At 42.4% G+C, this 14,246-nt stretch carries 14 protein-coding genes; all 14 read right to left on the bottom strand.

Features of this window, described 5'->3' with window-relative positions; genetic code table 11:
* Positions 1-17: 17 nt before the first annotated feature.
* The 14 genes from ftsW to mutM all read right to left on the bottom strand — a co-directional run bounded on the left by ftsW (position 18) and on the right by mutM (position 14,243).
* Positions 18-1,241, bottom strand: coding sequence for a cell division peptidoglycan polymerase FtsW (gene ftsW, locus D8805_RS01115; RefSeq protein WP_125415143.1), 1,224 nt, complete (start codon positions 1,239-1,241; stop codon positions 18-20).
* 201 nt (positions 1,242-1,442) lie between these two features.
* On the bottom strand, positions 1,443-2,384 hold the full coding sequence (gene prsA / locus D8805_RS01110) for a peptidylprolyl isomerase PrsA (protein WP_125415142.1): 942 nt from the start codon (positions 2,382-2,384) through the stop codon (positions 1,443-1,445).
* A gap of 65 nt (positions 2,385-2,449) precedes the next feature.
* A complete protein-coding gene (locus D8805_RS01105) occupies positions 2,450-3,163 on the bottom strand; it encodes an O-methyltransferase (protein ID WP_125415141.1) in 714 nt (237 codons plus the stop codon).
* 1 nt (position 3,164) lies between these two features.
* Entirely contained in the window at positions 3,165-4,967 is a 1,803-nt protein-coding gene (gene pepF, locus D8805_RS01100; RefSeq protein ID WP_125415140.1) for an oligoendopeptidase F, read from the bottom strand.
* A gap of 18 nt (positions 4,968-4,985) precedes the next feature.
* The gene (locus D8805_RS01095; RefSeq protein WP_125415139.1) at positions 4,986-5,942 is read right to left on the bottom strand and encodes a competence protein CoiA; all 957 of its coding nucleotides are present in this window, start codon (positions 5,940-5,942) and stop codon (positions 4,986-4,988) included.
* Between the two features lie 74 nt (positions 5,943-6,016).
* Positions 6,017-7,165: a PDDEXK family nuclease gene (locus tag D8805_RS01090; RefSeq protein ID WP_125415229.1), complete on the bottom strand. Its 1,149-nt coding sequence runs from the start codon at positions 7,163-7,165 to the stop codon at positions 6,017-6,019.
* 177 nt (positions 7,166-7,342) lie between these two features.
* A complete protein-coding gene (gene tehB / locus D8805_RS01085) occupies positions 7,343-8,203 on the bottom strand; it encodes an SAM-dependent methyltransferase TehB (RefSeq protein WP_125415138.1) in 861 nt (286 codons plus the stop codon).
* A gap of 14 nt (positions 8,204-8,217) precedes the next feature.
* Positions 8,218-8,685 carry an SsrA-binding protein SmpB gene (gene smpB, locus D8805_RS01080; protein WP_125415137.1) on the bottom strand — a complete coding sequence of 156 codons (468 nt, stop codon included), beginning with the start codon at positions 8,683-8,685 and terminating at the stop codon, positions 8,218-8,220.
* On the bottom strand, positions 8,648-11,002 hold the full coding sequence (gene rnr, locus D8805_RS01075; protein ID WP_125415136.1) for a ribonuclease R: 2,355 nt from the start codon (positions 11,000-11,002) through the stop codon (positions 8,648-8,650). Before rnr ends, smpB begins: the two co-directional genes overlap by 38 nt.
* A 203-nt stretch (positions 11,003-11,205) precedes the next feature.
* The gene (secG, locus tag D8805_RS01070; RefSeq protein ID WP_007519515.1) at positions 11,206-11,439 is read right to left on the bottom strand and encodes a preprotein translocase subunit SecG; all 234 of its coding nucleotides are present in this window, start codon (positions 11,437-11,439) and stop codon (positions 11,206-11,208) included.
* Between the two features lie 39 nt (positions 11,440-11,478).
* Complete coding sequence (rpmG, locus tag D8805_RS01065) at positions 11,479-11,628, bottom strand: 50S ribosomal protein L33 (RefSeq protein ID WP_001809104.1); 150 nt, start codon at positions 11,626-11,628, stop codon at positions 11,479-11,481.
* Complete coding sequence (locus tag D8805_RS01060; RefSeq protein WP_125415135.1) at positions 11,619-12,827, bottom strand: multidrug efflux MFS transporter; 1,209 nt, start codon at positions 12,825-12,827, stop codon at positions 11,619-11,621. The genes rpmG and D8805_RS01060 overlap by 10 nt, the downstream gene beginning before the upstream one ends.
* Entirely contained in the window at positions 12,814-13,419 is a 606-nt protein-coding gene (coaE, locus tag D8805_RS01055; RefSeq protein WP_125415134.1) for a dephospho-CoA kinase, read from the bottom strand. The genes D8805_RS01060 and coaE overlap by 14 nt, the downstream gene beginning before the upstream one ends.
* Positions 13,419-14,243 carry a DNA-formamidopyrimidine glycosylase gene (gene mutM / locus D8805_RS01050; protein ID WP_125415133.1) on the bottom strand — a complete coding sequence of 275 codons (825 nt, stop codon included), beginning with the start codon at positions 14,241-14,243 and terminating at the stop codon, positions 13,419-13,421. The genes coaE and mutM overlap by 1 nt, the downstream gene beginning before the upstream one ends.
* Between the last annotated feature and the right edge of the window lie 3 nt (positions 14,244-14,246).

The raw sequence follows: 14,246 nt of genomic DNA, 5'->3' as shown, positions 1-14,246 counted from the left end.
TCCTTTCCATTCAATCCTTATAGAGTAACAGAAGTTTGACCTTCATATTCTCTGATAAGTTTGGCACGTTTTTCACTAGCATCGATATTTAGTACAAAGGCAATGGCTACAGATAAGACTAGGAGGCTATTCCCCCCTTGTGAAAGGAAGGGGAAAGTTACACCTGTAGAAGGAATCAAACCGGAAATCCCACCGATATTGACAAAGACCTGCACAAGGATCATCCCTCCGACACCGATAGCAACCATAGAATTAAAGGGATCCTTAGCTCGAATTCCGACTAAGATAATTCTCAAAATCAAGAAGAAGAGGAGGGCCAAAATCATACTTGCTCCTACAAATCCAAATTCCTCGATGACAATCGAAAAGACGAAATCCGTATGGGCTTCTGGCAAATAACCACGTTTTTCGATAGAATTTCCTAGTCCAAGTCCAAACCAGCCACCATTCACCATGGCATAGTAAGAATTTGCAAGCTGGTGTCCAGCGCCTGCCAAGTCATTAAAGGGATTAAAGAAGGCACTAAAACGTTTAGCAACGTAACCAAATACAGGAATTTGAGAAAACTTCTCAACGCCAACAAGACGAATGACAGACAAGACTAAAATGGAACTTCCTGCTAAGAGAGTTAGAATAGTCGAGAACCAACGATAGGCAATTCCACTGACAGTGTACATAAGCAGCGACACCAAGACCAGAATGGTCGCATTTCCCAAGTCTGGGAAAATCCCCAAGCTACCAATCAGAACCAGTAGAACGAAACGCCAGTCATTAAAAGCCCGAGGCAACCACTGATTTTGAGTCAAGACCTGAAAATCATAAACAGCTATCTCATTCTGTTGTTTTGAGAAACGATGCGCCAAGTACCAGATGATGATAATCTTAAGGTACTCCGCAGGCTGAATCGTTACAGGTCCCACAGAAATCCAACCGTAGGCACCATTGACTGGTGTCCCAATTAGCCGAGCCAAAGCTAGGAGAATCATCTCTACAAACATAACGATAAAAATCAAGCGTTCATTTCTTAAAAAACCAAGTTTCAGTTTATAAATTAAGGCAATCAAAACCAAACTAACTACCCAAAACATTCCTTGGTTCCGAGCTAACTGAAGAGCGCTTTTCCCTTCTTGGATCAAGGTAGCACTCGTCGTTGAGTAAACAACAATTAGACCCAAAATCGATAAAAGGAGGTAAGGAATCAAAATGGAATAGTTTAGTAGGTGCCTTTTACTAATTTTCATATGTCACCACTCTAATAGAAACAGAGAAAACTGTTCCTAATTCCGTTTTATTTTCTAGTTTTGATTGCTATTATACCATTTTTTCAGAAAGAAAAAAACTCTTATCCTCCAATCCTTCGAATTTTGCTATTTAGACGAAACTTAGACGAAACTGATTAGTAAAAAATACAAACTTCAAGACAAAGTTTGTATTTTCTTTTTTTATTCTGCTGATGAGCTACTGCTTGAGTTTGAGTCTGCACCACCAACGTATTGGGCAAAGATATTTTGGAAAACAGGATCTTTCACTTTAATATTTGCAGCTTGGAATTCTTTTCCGATAACGCTCTGAACGAAAGATGAATCGTTTTGTTTCTGAGCCAGGATGACCGTTTTCAATTTTTCTTTGTAGTCATCTAGGTTTGATGATTTTTCTGTTTTCTTGGTTAGCTTAATAATGTAGTATTGGGTACTGTAAGCTTGTGTTCCAGTCGCTGTGATAACATCAGAGACACCATTCACATCCAAGGCAAAGGCCGCCTTCTTGACTTGTTCTGGAAGTTCTGTTGAAGCAGAGTCAAAAGTGATTTCGCCACCATTTTCTTTTGTCTTGTCATCGTTTGAGTTGTCTTTTGCCAACTGAGCAAAATCAGCTCCTTCTGCTTTTGCTTTTTCAAGCACTTCTTTGGCCTTGTCTTCATTATCCATACGGATGATCCGAGCTGTTACATCTGGTGTATAAGACTCAAAAGCTTTTTGGTAAGCTTCGTCAGTCAATTCACTCTCTGCGGCTTTTTTAACTGCCAATTCGACCAACTTACTTGTGCGAATTTGAGCTTTACGAGTCTCAGGAGTCATACCCGCACGTTGAAGTACGCTGTTGTAGCTATCGCCGTATTTCTTTTGTTCCTCAGCAACGGCATCATCCACCTCTTTGTCAGTCACTTCTGAACCATATTGTTTTTCAAATACTTTTTGGATGGTCATATTAAGCAAGACTTGTTGCGCAGTTGGATTGTTTTTGACTTGTTCATAAAATTGGTGCTCAGTAACGACATCACCCTTCATGCTGATGAGGTCAGCCCCTTCAGAACTTTTTGAACAAGCAGCCAAAGTCGCTACAGATAATAATGTAATGGCTCCTGCCAATAGTTTTTTCTTCATGTTTACTCCTTTTATGGTAAGTTACCTTCTCTATTTTACTAAATTGTCTTAAATTTTTCTAAAAATCATTCACTCTCAGGAAGCTGCACATCTGCTACATTCTTTCTCAGCATGAGAATGCCGTCTCCAAGTGGAACTAGAGTTGCTGTTAGACCTAGATTGTTCAAAGTTGCGTCGAAAAGTCTCTGCAAACCTTTATAAATGGTTCGTTGACCACGGCGGACTTCCATGATGTCCTTGGCAACATCGCCTCCTTGGAAAATATCATCCAAAACTACTACTCCACCGACTTCCAAATGTTTAAGGATTTCAGGCAGAAAGACGATGTATTTGGACTTGGCCGAATCCATAAAGACAAAGTCATAAGTTTCTGTCAGAGTAGATAAAACCTCTACTGCATCTCCTTCTAAAAGAGTGATTTGTTTACGACTGTCAAACTGGGCAAAGTTTTCCTTGGCAAAACCAATCATCTCAGGATTACGGTCAATCGTTGTAATCTTAGCATCTGGCGCATGCTCTGCCATCAAGAGGGCTGAAAAGCCAATAGCCGTTCCAATCTCCAAAATGTTCTTGGGCTGTATGGTCTCCATGAGAAATCGAAAATACGCGACCGTTTCATGGGGAATAATGGGAATGTTTTCCTTACGAGCGAAGGTCTCCAATTCTTTCAGGGAGCCTGTCACCTGCTTTTGACGCTGGCGCATGAGTTCAACGATTTCTTCCTTGACGACGGGCCGACGCATATTGTGATTGGCATTTTTACTATAAGACTCTACCATCTTAAGCCAATCCCAATTTTTCAACAAGGGCTTCAAACTCGTTCAAGCGGCGTTCAAAGACTGCAAAGGCATCGTTGAGATAGTCTGCCTTCTCCATATCTACTCCCGCTTTTCTCATAACATTGAGTGGATAGTCTGATTTACCTGCCTTGAGGTAGTCGATATAGCGGTCACGGTCTTCTTGACTACCATGGACAATCTTCTCAGCCAAAGCTGAAGCAGCTGCAAAACCTGTTGAATATTGATAAACATAGTAGTTATAGTAGAAGTGTGGGATGCGTGCCCACTCGTATTGGATCTGAGGATTGTCTTCCTTGCTGAGTCCATAGTACTCTTGGTTCAAGTCAGCGTAGAGTTTATTGAGGAAATCACTTGTCAAGACTTCTCCATTTTGGTCTGCTTGGTGGATTGCGTGTTCAAACTCAGCGAATTGAGTTTGACGGAAAACTGTTCCACGGAAACCGTCCAAGAAGTTGTTAAGGATAGCAAAGCGAGTTGCATCGTCTTCTACTTCTTCCAATAATTTCTCTGTCAAGATATTTTCGTTGGTCGTTGAGGCAATCTCTGCCAAGAAGATAGAGTAATCTCCGTAAACATAAGGCTGAGTTTCACGAGTATAGCTTGAATGCATACTGTGACCAGTCTCATGGACAAGGGTAAAGAGATTGTCTAGATTGTCCTGCCAGTTGAGAAGCATAAAGGCATTGGTATCATAAGAACCACCAGAATAGGCACCAGAACGCTTGCCTTGGTTTTCATAGACATCAATCCAACGCTCACCAAAGGCACGTTTGACACGGCTCAAGTAGTCATCACCTAAAACCGCCAAAGCTTCTTCTGCCTTTTTCAAGGCTTCCTCATAAGTAAAGCTGTATTCTACTGAAGATAGTGGTGTGTAAACATCGTACATCTTGAGATCTGAAATACCCAAGATTTTAGAACGAAGTTCTAGGTATCGATGCAAGAGTGGCAAATGCTTGCGAACTGCTGCTACTAGATTGTCATAGACACTTTCTGGGACAAAGTTTGCTGCGAGGGCTGCATGGCGAGCACTCTTATAGTTACGAACTTTTGCTCGATAGTTTTGCACCTTAACATTTGTCTGCAAAGTCTTAGCGTAAGTGTGTTGGAATTGCTCGTAAGTCGCATAAAGGGCTTCATAGGCACCACGACGCACTTCACGATTTTTAGACTCCATCAAACGGATGTAAGTACCATGTGAGAGTTGTACTTCCTTGCCTTCGTCATCAAGCACGTATGGGAAGCTAATATCCGCATTGTCCAAAATAGCAAAGGTTTCACTAGCAGCACCAAAGATTTCTCCTGCTCCAGCAAGCAATTCTTCCTCACGTTGAGAAAGAACGTGGTCTTTCTTCTGCAAAAGCTTGTCAAAAAAGTGCTTGTAAACTTGGAGTTTTGGTTGAGCTTCTAGGAAGGCCGCATACTGCTCTTCGCTAATCTCCATAAACTCAGGTTCATAGAATGAAAAGGCTTGTTCTAACTGACTGTATAGGGTCATTGCCTTAGCATAGTATTCTTGATACTTGGCTTCACGCGTGTCCTGGTCATTTTTCATATGTGCATAGACATAAAGCTTTTCAACTTGGCGTTCCAAGTCAAGTGAGAATTCTGTAATCTCAAGCAAACTGTCCGCGCTATCCAAGAGATGCCCCTCATACTGAGATGCTGTTTGTACTTTTTCAGTTAAGTCTTTCAAGGCTTCTTCCCAAGCCTGGTCTGTTGGGTAGATTGTCGAAAGATCCCATGTATCTTTTTCATTTATTTCATGTCGTTGTAATACCATAAGATTCCTCCATCCTTTCTATTTTACCACATTTTTTGAGAAATATAAGTGATAAAAGGCTGGTGGATAGAGCTTTTGGCGATTATTTTTCGGATTTTTTTGATAGTAGGCCTGAAAATTTCTATAATAGCTAGTCAAATCCGTTTCAATCTGCAAAAAATCTCCTGATTCTATCGGTCTGACTTGAGGATACCAGTCGTCCAGTTGATGGTTTAATAGATTGTCTCCTTGATGATAAGCTTCTTCCTGCTTCTTCATCCAGTAAGGCGTTTGGTAGTACAACTGCTGGCGAATGTAGTGACAGATAGTTGAATCTTGAGAAACTGTAAGACTAGCTAGCTTTTGTTTTTGATAAGGAAAGCGTAAAATTTCTAAGAGATTTCCTTGACCAAAGGGAAATTCCTTGACCTGAAAATGAAGCTTGCCACGTAGGTCCTGATGCAGAAGATATTTGAGTCTCAAAACTTGCTTTTTGAAATCTAGTTCCCAAACATAGAATCCCATATTTTGACTAAAATAGAGGAATCCCCTTTGCAATTGTGTTAATCGCTCTTTTAACCAGAGTTTTTCTCCCAGTAGCCAGATAACCTGGTAGCCCTGACTGCGGTAGCCTTGACTTCTATCGCCTAAAAGCTTTTGAGACAAGGGACTGCACTGAACCTCCAGTGCTAGTTTCTCATTGACGAGAACATCTGCTATCTGCTGAATCTTGGCCAGACTATATTCTAAGGCCACCTGATTGTCCTTCTTGGCCCAGTGATAAAGGACCTCTTTGTTGCCCAAGTGTTCTGGACTTTCATTTTCAAAAATAGCTATACAATCTCTTAAAGATTCATGAGCGAAATGCGTTCGAATGCTCTGTCCCTGACGTAATCGTAGTCCGCCACCACAGGCTGGACAGGTATAAGCTTGCTTGGTCACATCTTTTTCGAGGGCATTCACCAAATTTCCCTTGGCATCTCTGGCTACAAACATGGTCTACCTCCTTTTCTAATTTATTCGAAAAAGAAGCAAAAAAGACTGGAATGCCAGTCTTTTATGTTGATTTTTTATCTTTTAAATATCTTAGAATATTTTTTTAGCATGGGAATGAGATTGGGAATCTGCTCACTTCTAATGACCATCACGCCGTATTCCTGACAGCGATTGGCATAAACTGGATTGATTTTTCCCGTACAGACAATTAACTTGAGGCAACTCTCCCCAGCAAAATGATTGGCGTAGACTTCTAGTTCGTTGATAGCTTCAACTGATAAATCTGTCATCTTGCAAGAGATAAAGGTAATCGAGCGCCCCTTTCTCAGAATGACATCAATCTCATTTTGAACATTATCCGCCTCTGGAAAGATACCATTCCAATCAATTTCACCGCCTATCATGCACTCATCAAACAGCTGAGATTCAAGCGCCAAGAGATAGAGATACAATTCTAAAATATGCCCTTTGTTGCGACAAAAGACTTGGGCTTCTTGACTTGGAAAGCTGTAGCTTACTCGCTCCTTGGCCTCACTTTCAATACGAAGCATCCCCGCTTCCACTAGTAAAGGGGTGAGGGATTCTGGATAGTGATAATACTTGCCGTTGTTTTCCAGAATCTTTTCTGTCTCAGCATGAAGGTCATTGGTCTTAGCCAGCGAGAAAAATTGGGTCACTTGGTACCAGCGTGCGGGATTGGCAATAGCTGAGCTGGCTAATTTTTTGATGGCAGCAATTTGCTGAGCCGAGTGGATAGGGCGTTTGGATTTGAGCATTTTTCCACCACGCAAGGCTATCAACTGTTGGATGCTTAGGGTTGGAATGTCCAAGTCTTCTTTTTCCAACTGACTAGCTGTCCACTTGTATTGTTTGCCCCGCTCGACATCCATGGCAACGATGGGAAGATGGCGATCCAAGCCGTATTGATAGAGGGATAAGGCTAGTAGCGAATCTCCTCCAAAAACATCGAGAAGGACTTGGTCGTAACCTGCTAGGCAATAATCTAACTGATCAGACATCTGTTCTAAGGATAGTTGACGAAAGGTCACTCGTTGGATATGGGGAACCTCATCCAAGATAAAATGGCGCAGTGAAAGTTTATCGTTATTACTTATTTTCGTCAAAGATAGAAAGAGAATCTCGTCACAATCACTGACAAAGGCTTGGTAGACATTTTTTTCCAATACATGCCGATCATACAGTTCCACCAAAAGACTCACCATTCGACCACCCCCATCATCTACAACTTCTTGCGCTGAGAGTGACAGCAATACAGCTCTACTGCTCAGATTTCCTACTTCTAGTATAGCATAAAATTCTGTTCGCCCCAATCAACCAACGCAAACAAAAACGAATAGAAATCTTGCAAAGTGGTTTCTATTCGCTTGGATAGGTTTGATTTACTTGATTTTCTTAGCTAGCATGGTCGCAAATCGTAGTTGAATCCGATTGCCATTTTCATCACGACGGTGCAGATGTCCTGGATTTTCATTATACTTTACCAATTCCCAGTCCTTGTAGTAGTCAGCCAATTCGCCTTCTTTAAAGGTGAATGGGAAGTTCACCGAGCAAGGATAATCCTCCGTGTCCATGGCACAGACGATAAGGTTATAGCCACCGACCGTGGTGTGCTCCTGCATATTTTGGATAATAGCTGGAATGCGGTCTGCTTGTAGAAACATCAGAACAACTGTCGATACGATAAAATCATAGGCTTGGCTAATGCTGGCTGAATTGATATCATAAAGTCCGACAGGCATGTCTAGATCCTCTTGCTCTACGATGCTTTGCAAGATTTCAAGGGACAATTCATTTTGATCCACAGCTGTCACATCAAAACCATTCTGTGCAAGAAAGAGAGAGTTACGGCCTTGACCACAACCCAAATCCAAGGTTCTTCCTGGTTTCACCGTCTGCATAGCCTCTAGGACTTCTGAATGGACTGGGTTGGTCTGGTATTTCTTAGGAAAGTAGTCCTCAGGTTTACAATAAAATTCCAGGTACCACTCTACATCGTCTGTTGCAGCCTCTACTCGGTGCCAGGCTTGAGGTTGCGCCATAGGGTTATCCGCTCCTGCTTCAAAGAGGTGCTCAGCTAAAACTTCACCATCTTCTGTCAATTCAATAAACTTGAGAGTTCCTTTTAAAACAGTAATCTTGCCCCAAGTCCCAACCTTGGTATTGTGTTTCTGCTGAACAGCCTCTGGCATGGTTTCTTTAGTCCACAAAGGCATACGTTTATAGGCAACTAGTTTTTCCATCTTACTTCCTCTTCTTAACGCTGGTTGACAGCTTTCATCACACGCGCGATGTCGCGGTTTTGTTCACGACGCTTGATCGACTCCCGTTTGTCATAGTCATGTTTCCCTTTAGCAAGTCCTAAAAGGAGTTTAGCATAACCATCTTTAATATAGACTTTGAGGGGAACAAGGGTCATTCCTGTCCCTTTGGTCTCTTGTTCCAATTTTTGAATTTGCTTCTTATGGAGCAGAAGTTTACGACGACGTTCTGGTTCCTGGTTCCAGATATTGCCCTCTTCGTAAGGGGCAATATGAACATTGCTCAGCCAGACTTCCCCATTTTTTACTTGGGCAAAGCCGTCCTTGAAATTGATTCGAGCAGCTCGAACGCTCTTGATTTCAGTTCCAGTCAGGACCATTCCTGCCTCTAGCGTATCTACGATTGTATAGTCGTGGTGCGCCTTTTTATTTTGTGCAACGACCTTTCCCTCGCCCTTTGCCATGCTTGGCTCCTTTCTTAGCTACTTCTTTGTAAAAAGGTTTCTTGCCTTTTTTCTTTTTATCTTTTTGTGAGTGCTTGTGCTTATCATTTGAGCGTCCTGATTTTCTCTTGTCTTCCTTCTTGTCTGAACGACGACTTGAACCACGCCCTCTGTCACTACGACTAGACTGTTTCAAGCCCTTCTCAATCACATCAAACTCACTTGGGATAAGGGAGAAATCAATCTCTCCTGTCATCTTATCGGCTCTTTCAACTCGAATGCGAATCTGCTGTCCCACACGGAAGGTTGTTCCTGATTTCTCCCCACGGAGAGTCAAATCACGATCATTAAAATGATAAAATTCAGGCAAATTAGTGATGTGAATCAAGCCTTCGACTGTATTTGGCAATTCTACAAAGAGACCGAACTTGACGATACTTGATACAACTGCATCGTACTCTTCTCCCACGTATTCTTCCATGTATTCAGCCTTTTTCATCGCTTCGACTTCACGCTCAGCCTCAATAGCACGACGCTCACGGTTGGAAGACTGGGTCGCAATCTCTGGAATCACTTGCTCAAAATGCTCTGCTATTTCCTTGGAACGCCCATAGTCGCGAATCATCCGATGGACTAGAAGGTCAGGATAACGGCGAATCGGACTGGTAAAGTGAGTATAATAGTCAGCCGCTAGTCCATAGTGACCGTGATTATGTTCCGAATAACGAGCTTGTTGCATAGAACGGAGAAGCATCATAGATAATACATCCGCATAGGACTCTCCCTCAACAGCACGCATGATGTCTTGGAGCGCCTCCTGGCTAATCTCACTGGCAGTCCCATAAATCCGCAAACCAAAGCTCGAAGCATAGTCAATAAACTTCTGAACTTTTTCAGCCTTGGGCTCCTCGTGAATCCGATAAATGAAAGGTAGATCCAGCTTGCTAAAGTGCTCGGCAACCGTTTCGTTAGCAATCAACATGAAGGATTCAATCATCCGTTCAGCAACGCCACGTTGACGAAGGACAATGTCCACAGGCTTGCCTTTTTTATCCACCAAAATCTTAGCTTCACTGGTATCAAAATTAAGGGCACCTCGTTTCTCACGCATGCTTTCTAGCGTTTTATGAAGCTTGGCCATTAACTCGATACTAGGAACAATTTTCTTAAACTCTTGTCTCTTTTCCTCATCGCCAGCTAGGATATCATTAACAGCGCTATAGGTCATACGAAAACTAGTTTTGATAACCGTTTGTGTGATGGTGTAGTTGACTACACGACCATGTTTATCAATCTCCATAATGGCAGACTGGGTCAAGCGATCGACTTGAGGATTAAGAGAGCAGATGCCATTTGACAGTCGTTCAGGTAGCATAGGCACTACACGGTCTGTCACATAGACAGAAGTTGCGCGGTTAAGGGCTTCCTTGTCAAGGGCAGAACCCTCAGTTACATAGTAGGAAACATCTGCAATGTGAACCCCAAGCTCCAGATTGCCATTTTTCAAGGCCTTGATGTGCACCGCATCGTCCAAGTCCTTGGCATCTGCACCGTCAATAGTAAAGGTGATTTCATCTCTCAGGTCCAGACGACCTTCCATATCCTTTTGAGACGGAGCATCTGGTACACTTTCTGCCTCCTTGAGAACAGCCTCTGGAAATTCTGAGACAATATCCATGGATTCCAAGACTTCAAGAACGTCAATCCCAGCATCAGTCGAGTGTCCCACCACGTCCAGCACACTAGCAACAAAGAAATCATGTTTCTTACTTGGGTATTTGTCGATAAAGACCTTTAGAACTTCTGTTCCTTCAAGTTTGAGGGCTGGTTTCTTCACATAAATAGGTTGGCTGATTTTCTGATTTTTTGAACGGATATAGCCGGCATACTTGGGCTTTTCCTGATCCAGAACAATTTGGCCGACAACCGTCGTCAGGCTATGTTCTAGGATATCAATAATTTTGGCTTCTGCAGCTGTTCCCTTGTTACGGTCAGCAACTTTCTTGATGACCACCTCAACGGTATCGCCGTCAATAGCATAGTTGACATCGTTTTTTCCTACAAAAAGATCGTCCTCTTCACCTTCCAGACTGACAAAGCCGAAGCCATTTTTATGGGCATGAAAAATCCCTTTGAGGGTAATTTCATGTTTCTTCTTCTGGTCTAAGGTGAGGCTACCATCTTCTCCAAATCGAATCTGGTGCTTTCTTTCCATCAGAGACAGGGTTTTAATCAACTCACGGAAATCCTTGGACCCATCTTTTCCGAGAGCCTGAGCTAGGTCATTTACCGTCACTCGCCCCTTCTCTTCTAAATATTCTTTAATTTTATCTTTCATGTTTTCTTTCTAGATTTTTTAATTTTCTTTTACTGTGAGACCTTTTCAAACATCATTTAATACTCAATAAAAATCAAATAGCAAACTAGAAAGCTAGGCGCAGGCAATACTTGAGTACGACAAGCCGACGCTGACGTGGTTTGAATTTGATTTTTGAAGAGTATAAAAATAAAAAGAGGCAAAGACCTAGTCCTGCCCATTTCTTATCTACTTGATAATACCGTCAATGCTAAGGCAATGGCTAGCCAGAAAAAGACTAAAACACCTGTCAAACGTTGCATCACAGCTTCAAAACCACGCGCTTTACTACGTTCAAACAAATCACCCGAGCTGGCATCAAATACATTGCTGGATTGGTTCTTAGTTGGTTGCATGAAAATCGCAATCACAATCACAACAGATAATACTAATAAAATGGTTAATAATAGGTTGTACATATCAAACTCCTTAAAATCCCTATTATTTTACCATAAATTCTACTTAGATTCAAGATGTAGGGTTACTTTTCTTTCCTTGGGACAATACTTTAAAACTTCAATCTTGTCTGGATGGGTTTTGGAGTTTTTACTGGTTAGGTAATTAATACTGCCACAAGAGGAGCATTTGAGATTGATTTTTACTCGCACGAGATTTCCTTTACTTTTAATAATGATCTAAATTGAACTAAGTTGTATAAACAACTAAGAGCCACACAGGCTGCTGTCGCATAAAAAACAGAGTGGTAGCCGAATTGCCCTGCTACTGCTGAACCAGTCATGGGACCAACAACACCCCCAAGGTAGAAAAAGACTTGGTTAAAGGCAAAAATTCTTGAAATACCTGATTTTGGAGTCATTTTGCTGAGAAGAGCATTGACCCCTGGTATCAGAGCACCCGTTCCCAAACCAAAGAGAAAACGATACAAGCCAAGTTGAAGGGGGCTGGTTGCATGGGCACAAAGAAGGTAAATGATGACTGAATAAATCTGCGCTGTAACTAAAAGTCTATGATTTCCCACCTTATCTCCTAGTTTTCCCATCACTCCAGCACTCATCATGCTAGAAAATCCCATGCTGGATACGATCAATCCTGATACAAAGAGGAGATTTTCAGTCTGCCCTAAGTCCCGCACATAGAGAGCCAGGATAGGACCAATTGATTGAGCTGAAAATTGAATGACAAAGCTGGTTAAAAACAAATTAATCAAAAGATGAGAGTGTTTAATAGAACTAAACAACTCTTTTGTTGGAATAGCCTTCTCCTTAGCCACTGGTCGAAAATCTTCCTTGATAAAGAAAATGGTTAGGATTGCAGCTAAAAATAGGAAGGCACCCACCAATAAAAAGACGTTACGAATCCCAAAAATTTCAGCAATCAAGCCACCTACAAAGGGGCCGGTTAGGGTTCCAGCTACTACTCCAGTTGATAAAGTCCCCAAAGCATAGCCAGACTTATCCTTGGGGACTTGACTGGCTATTAAAGCTGTCGCATTCGGTACGAAACCTGTAAATACGCCATTTAGTAATCTAAGAAAGATTAACCAATAGATATTCGGCACGAAGGCCAAGCCTCCCATGGTGATGGTCATAGCAAGCCCAGCTCGAATCATCATGGGTTTACGACCGTACTTGTCAGCAAGAATACCCCAGATAGGAGAAATCAAAGCTGCTGAAACAGCCGAAACTGAGATGGCTAATCCAGCATAGAAAGCAACTTGGTCACTCTCGATTCCCAACTGCTCTACAAAGATAGGCATAAAAGGGACGACCAAGGAAATACTGGCTCCCGTTAGAAAACTACCGAACCAGGCGACACGAAGATTCTCTTTCCAACTAATCTCTTGCACAGCTATCGCCTCCTTCAAGTAACTTCACTACTTGCACCACAAGCTGGTCACGACTGCCATTATTATCTAATATATGACTCGAAAATTTTTTCTTTTCTTCTAAAGACCACTGGGCGGAAAGACGCGACTCGGCGACTTCCCTAGAAAGATGATCCCGTTTCATGAAACGTTCTAATTGGATATCATGGTCCACATAGACCAGCCACGTTTCATCAAACCAGGTGGCATAGTCCTGTTCAAAAAGCAGGGGAATATCCATGAAAAAAATCGCTTCTGTCTGAGCCAACTGTTCTCTTAGTGCAGCCAATTCCTCACGAATAATCTCTCCTTGGGTTCGCTTAGACCATTCCCGCTCCTCAGGATTTGAAAAGATGAGACTAGCTAGGAGAGGGCGATTGAGTTCTCCATTTTCTAAGATAATTTCCTGCCCAAAGTGCTGAACTAAGACCTGATATAGGCGCTCTCCAGGTTTTTGTAACTGGTGAACAAGTTGATCAGCATCCACCACTTGAAAGCCTTGCTCTCTTAGGAAATTTGTCACAGTTGACTTACCAGAGGCAATTCCTCCTGTGATTCCGATGATTTTTCCCATCAGTCCCTCCTTTGACACTGAGGACAAAAATGAGTTCCTCGTCCACCGAGCTGGAATTTCTCAATGAGGGTGCCACAGCGGGAACATGCTTGTCCAGTCTTATCATAGACCTGATGGAAGTCCTGCATGGTTCCGTCTTCCCCAAAAGCATTGGTATAGGTTCGAATGGTAGAGCCGCCCTTTTCAACTGCCCGTCCCAAAACAGCAATGGTCTGGTCATGAATAGCTGACGCTTCTTCTGCTGTCAAAGTTTGCGAAGGTCTTGCTGGATGGACCTGTGCTCGCCAGAGGACCTCATCCACATAGATATTGCCAAGGCCAGCTACCAAGGTTTGGTCTAAAAGATGGGATTTGATAGGCTTTTTAGATTTGGCTAGGGCAGCTTGGAAGGACTGTAAATCAAAGTCCTGCTCTCTTGGCTCAGGCCCTAGTTTTTTGGAAACAAAGTAGGCATCCAAAAGGTCTGGCGCCAAGAGTTCCATGGTACCAAACTTGCGTACATCCTCATATACAAGAGTACCGCCATCCTCAAACTGGAAGAAAATATGAGCATGCTTGCGTTCAGGAATCTGGTCTGGATAGTAAAAATACTTTCCCTCCATTCGCAGATGTGAAATCAAGACCTTGTCTGTCAAGTAAAAAAGCAAGTATTTGCCACGACGTCCCATTGACTCGATAATCTGACCAGGCACTTCCTTTCGAAACTCGTCCAAATCCGTCTTAATCATCTTGGGATAAGCAATCTCTACACTCGAAATCTTCTTTCCCAAGATCAATTTTTCTAAGCCACGACGAACCGTTTCAACCTCTGGTAATTCAGGCATAAA

It is taken from the genome of Streptococcus oralis subsp. dentisani (assembly GCF_003944205.1).
GTDB classification, from domain to species: Bacteria; Bacillota; Bacilli; order Lactobacillales; family Streptococcaceae; genus Streptococcus; species Streptococcus oralis_BH.
This window is presented reverse-complemented; position numbering and strand designations above follow the sequence as displayed.

Excerpts from the sequence above, each read along its gene's own strand:
- ftsW (WP_125415143.1), bottom strand. The coding sequence starts at position 1,241 with ATGAAAATTAGTAAAAGGCACCTACTAAACTATTCCATTTTGATTCCT.
- prsA (WP_125415142.1), bottom strand. The coding sequence starts at position 2,384 with ATGAAGAAAAAACTATTGGCAGGAGCCATTACATTATTATCTGTAGCG.
- D8805_RS01105 (WP_125415141.1), bottom strand. The coding sequence starts at position 3,163 with ATGGTAGAGTCTTATAGTAAAAATGCCAATCACAATATGCGTCGGCCC.
- pepF (WP_125415140.1), bottom strand. The coding sequence starts at position 4,967 with ATGGTATTACAACGACATGAAATAAATGAAAAAGATACATGGGATCTT.
- D8805_RS01095 (WP_125415139.1), bottom strand. The coding sequence starts at position 5,942 with ATGTTTGTAGCCAGAGATGCCAAGGGAAATTTGGTGAATGCCCTCGAA.
- D8805_RS01090 (WP_125415229.1), bottom strand. The coding sequence starts at position 7,165 with ATGGTGAGTCTTTTGGTGGAACTGTATGATCGGCATGTATTGGAAAAA.
- tehB (WP_125415138.1), bottom strand. The coding sequence starts at position 8,203 with ATGGAAAAACTAGTTGCCTATAAACGTATGCCTTTGTGGACTAAAGAA.
- smpB (WP_125415137.1), bottom strand. The coding sequence starts at position 8,685 with ATGGCAAAGGGCGAGGGAAAGGTCGTTGCACAAAATAAAAAGGCGCAC.
- rnr (WP_125415136.1), bottom strand. The coding sequence starts at position 11,002 with ATGAAAGATAAAATTAAAGAATATTTAGAAGAGAAGGGGCGAGTGACG.
- secG (WP_007519515.1), bottom strand. The coding sequence starts at position 11,439 with ATGTACAACCTATTATTAACCATTTTATTAGTATTATCTGTTGTGATT.
- coaE (WP_125415134.1), bottom strand. The coding sequence starts at position 13,419 with ATGGGAAAAATCATCGGAATCACAGGAGGAATTGCCTCTGGTAAGTCA.
- mutM (WP_125415133.1), bottom strand. The coding sequence starts at position 14,243 with ATGCCTGAATTACCAGAGGTTGAAACGGTTCGTCGTGGCTTAGAAAAA.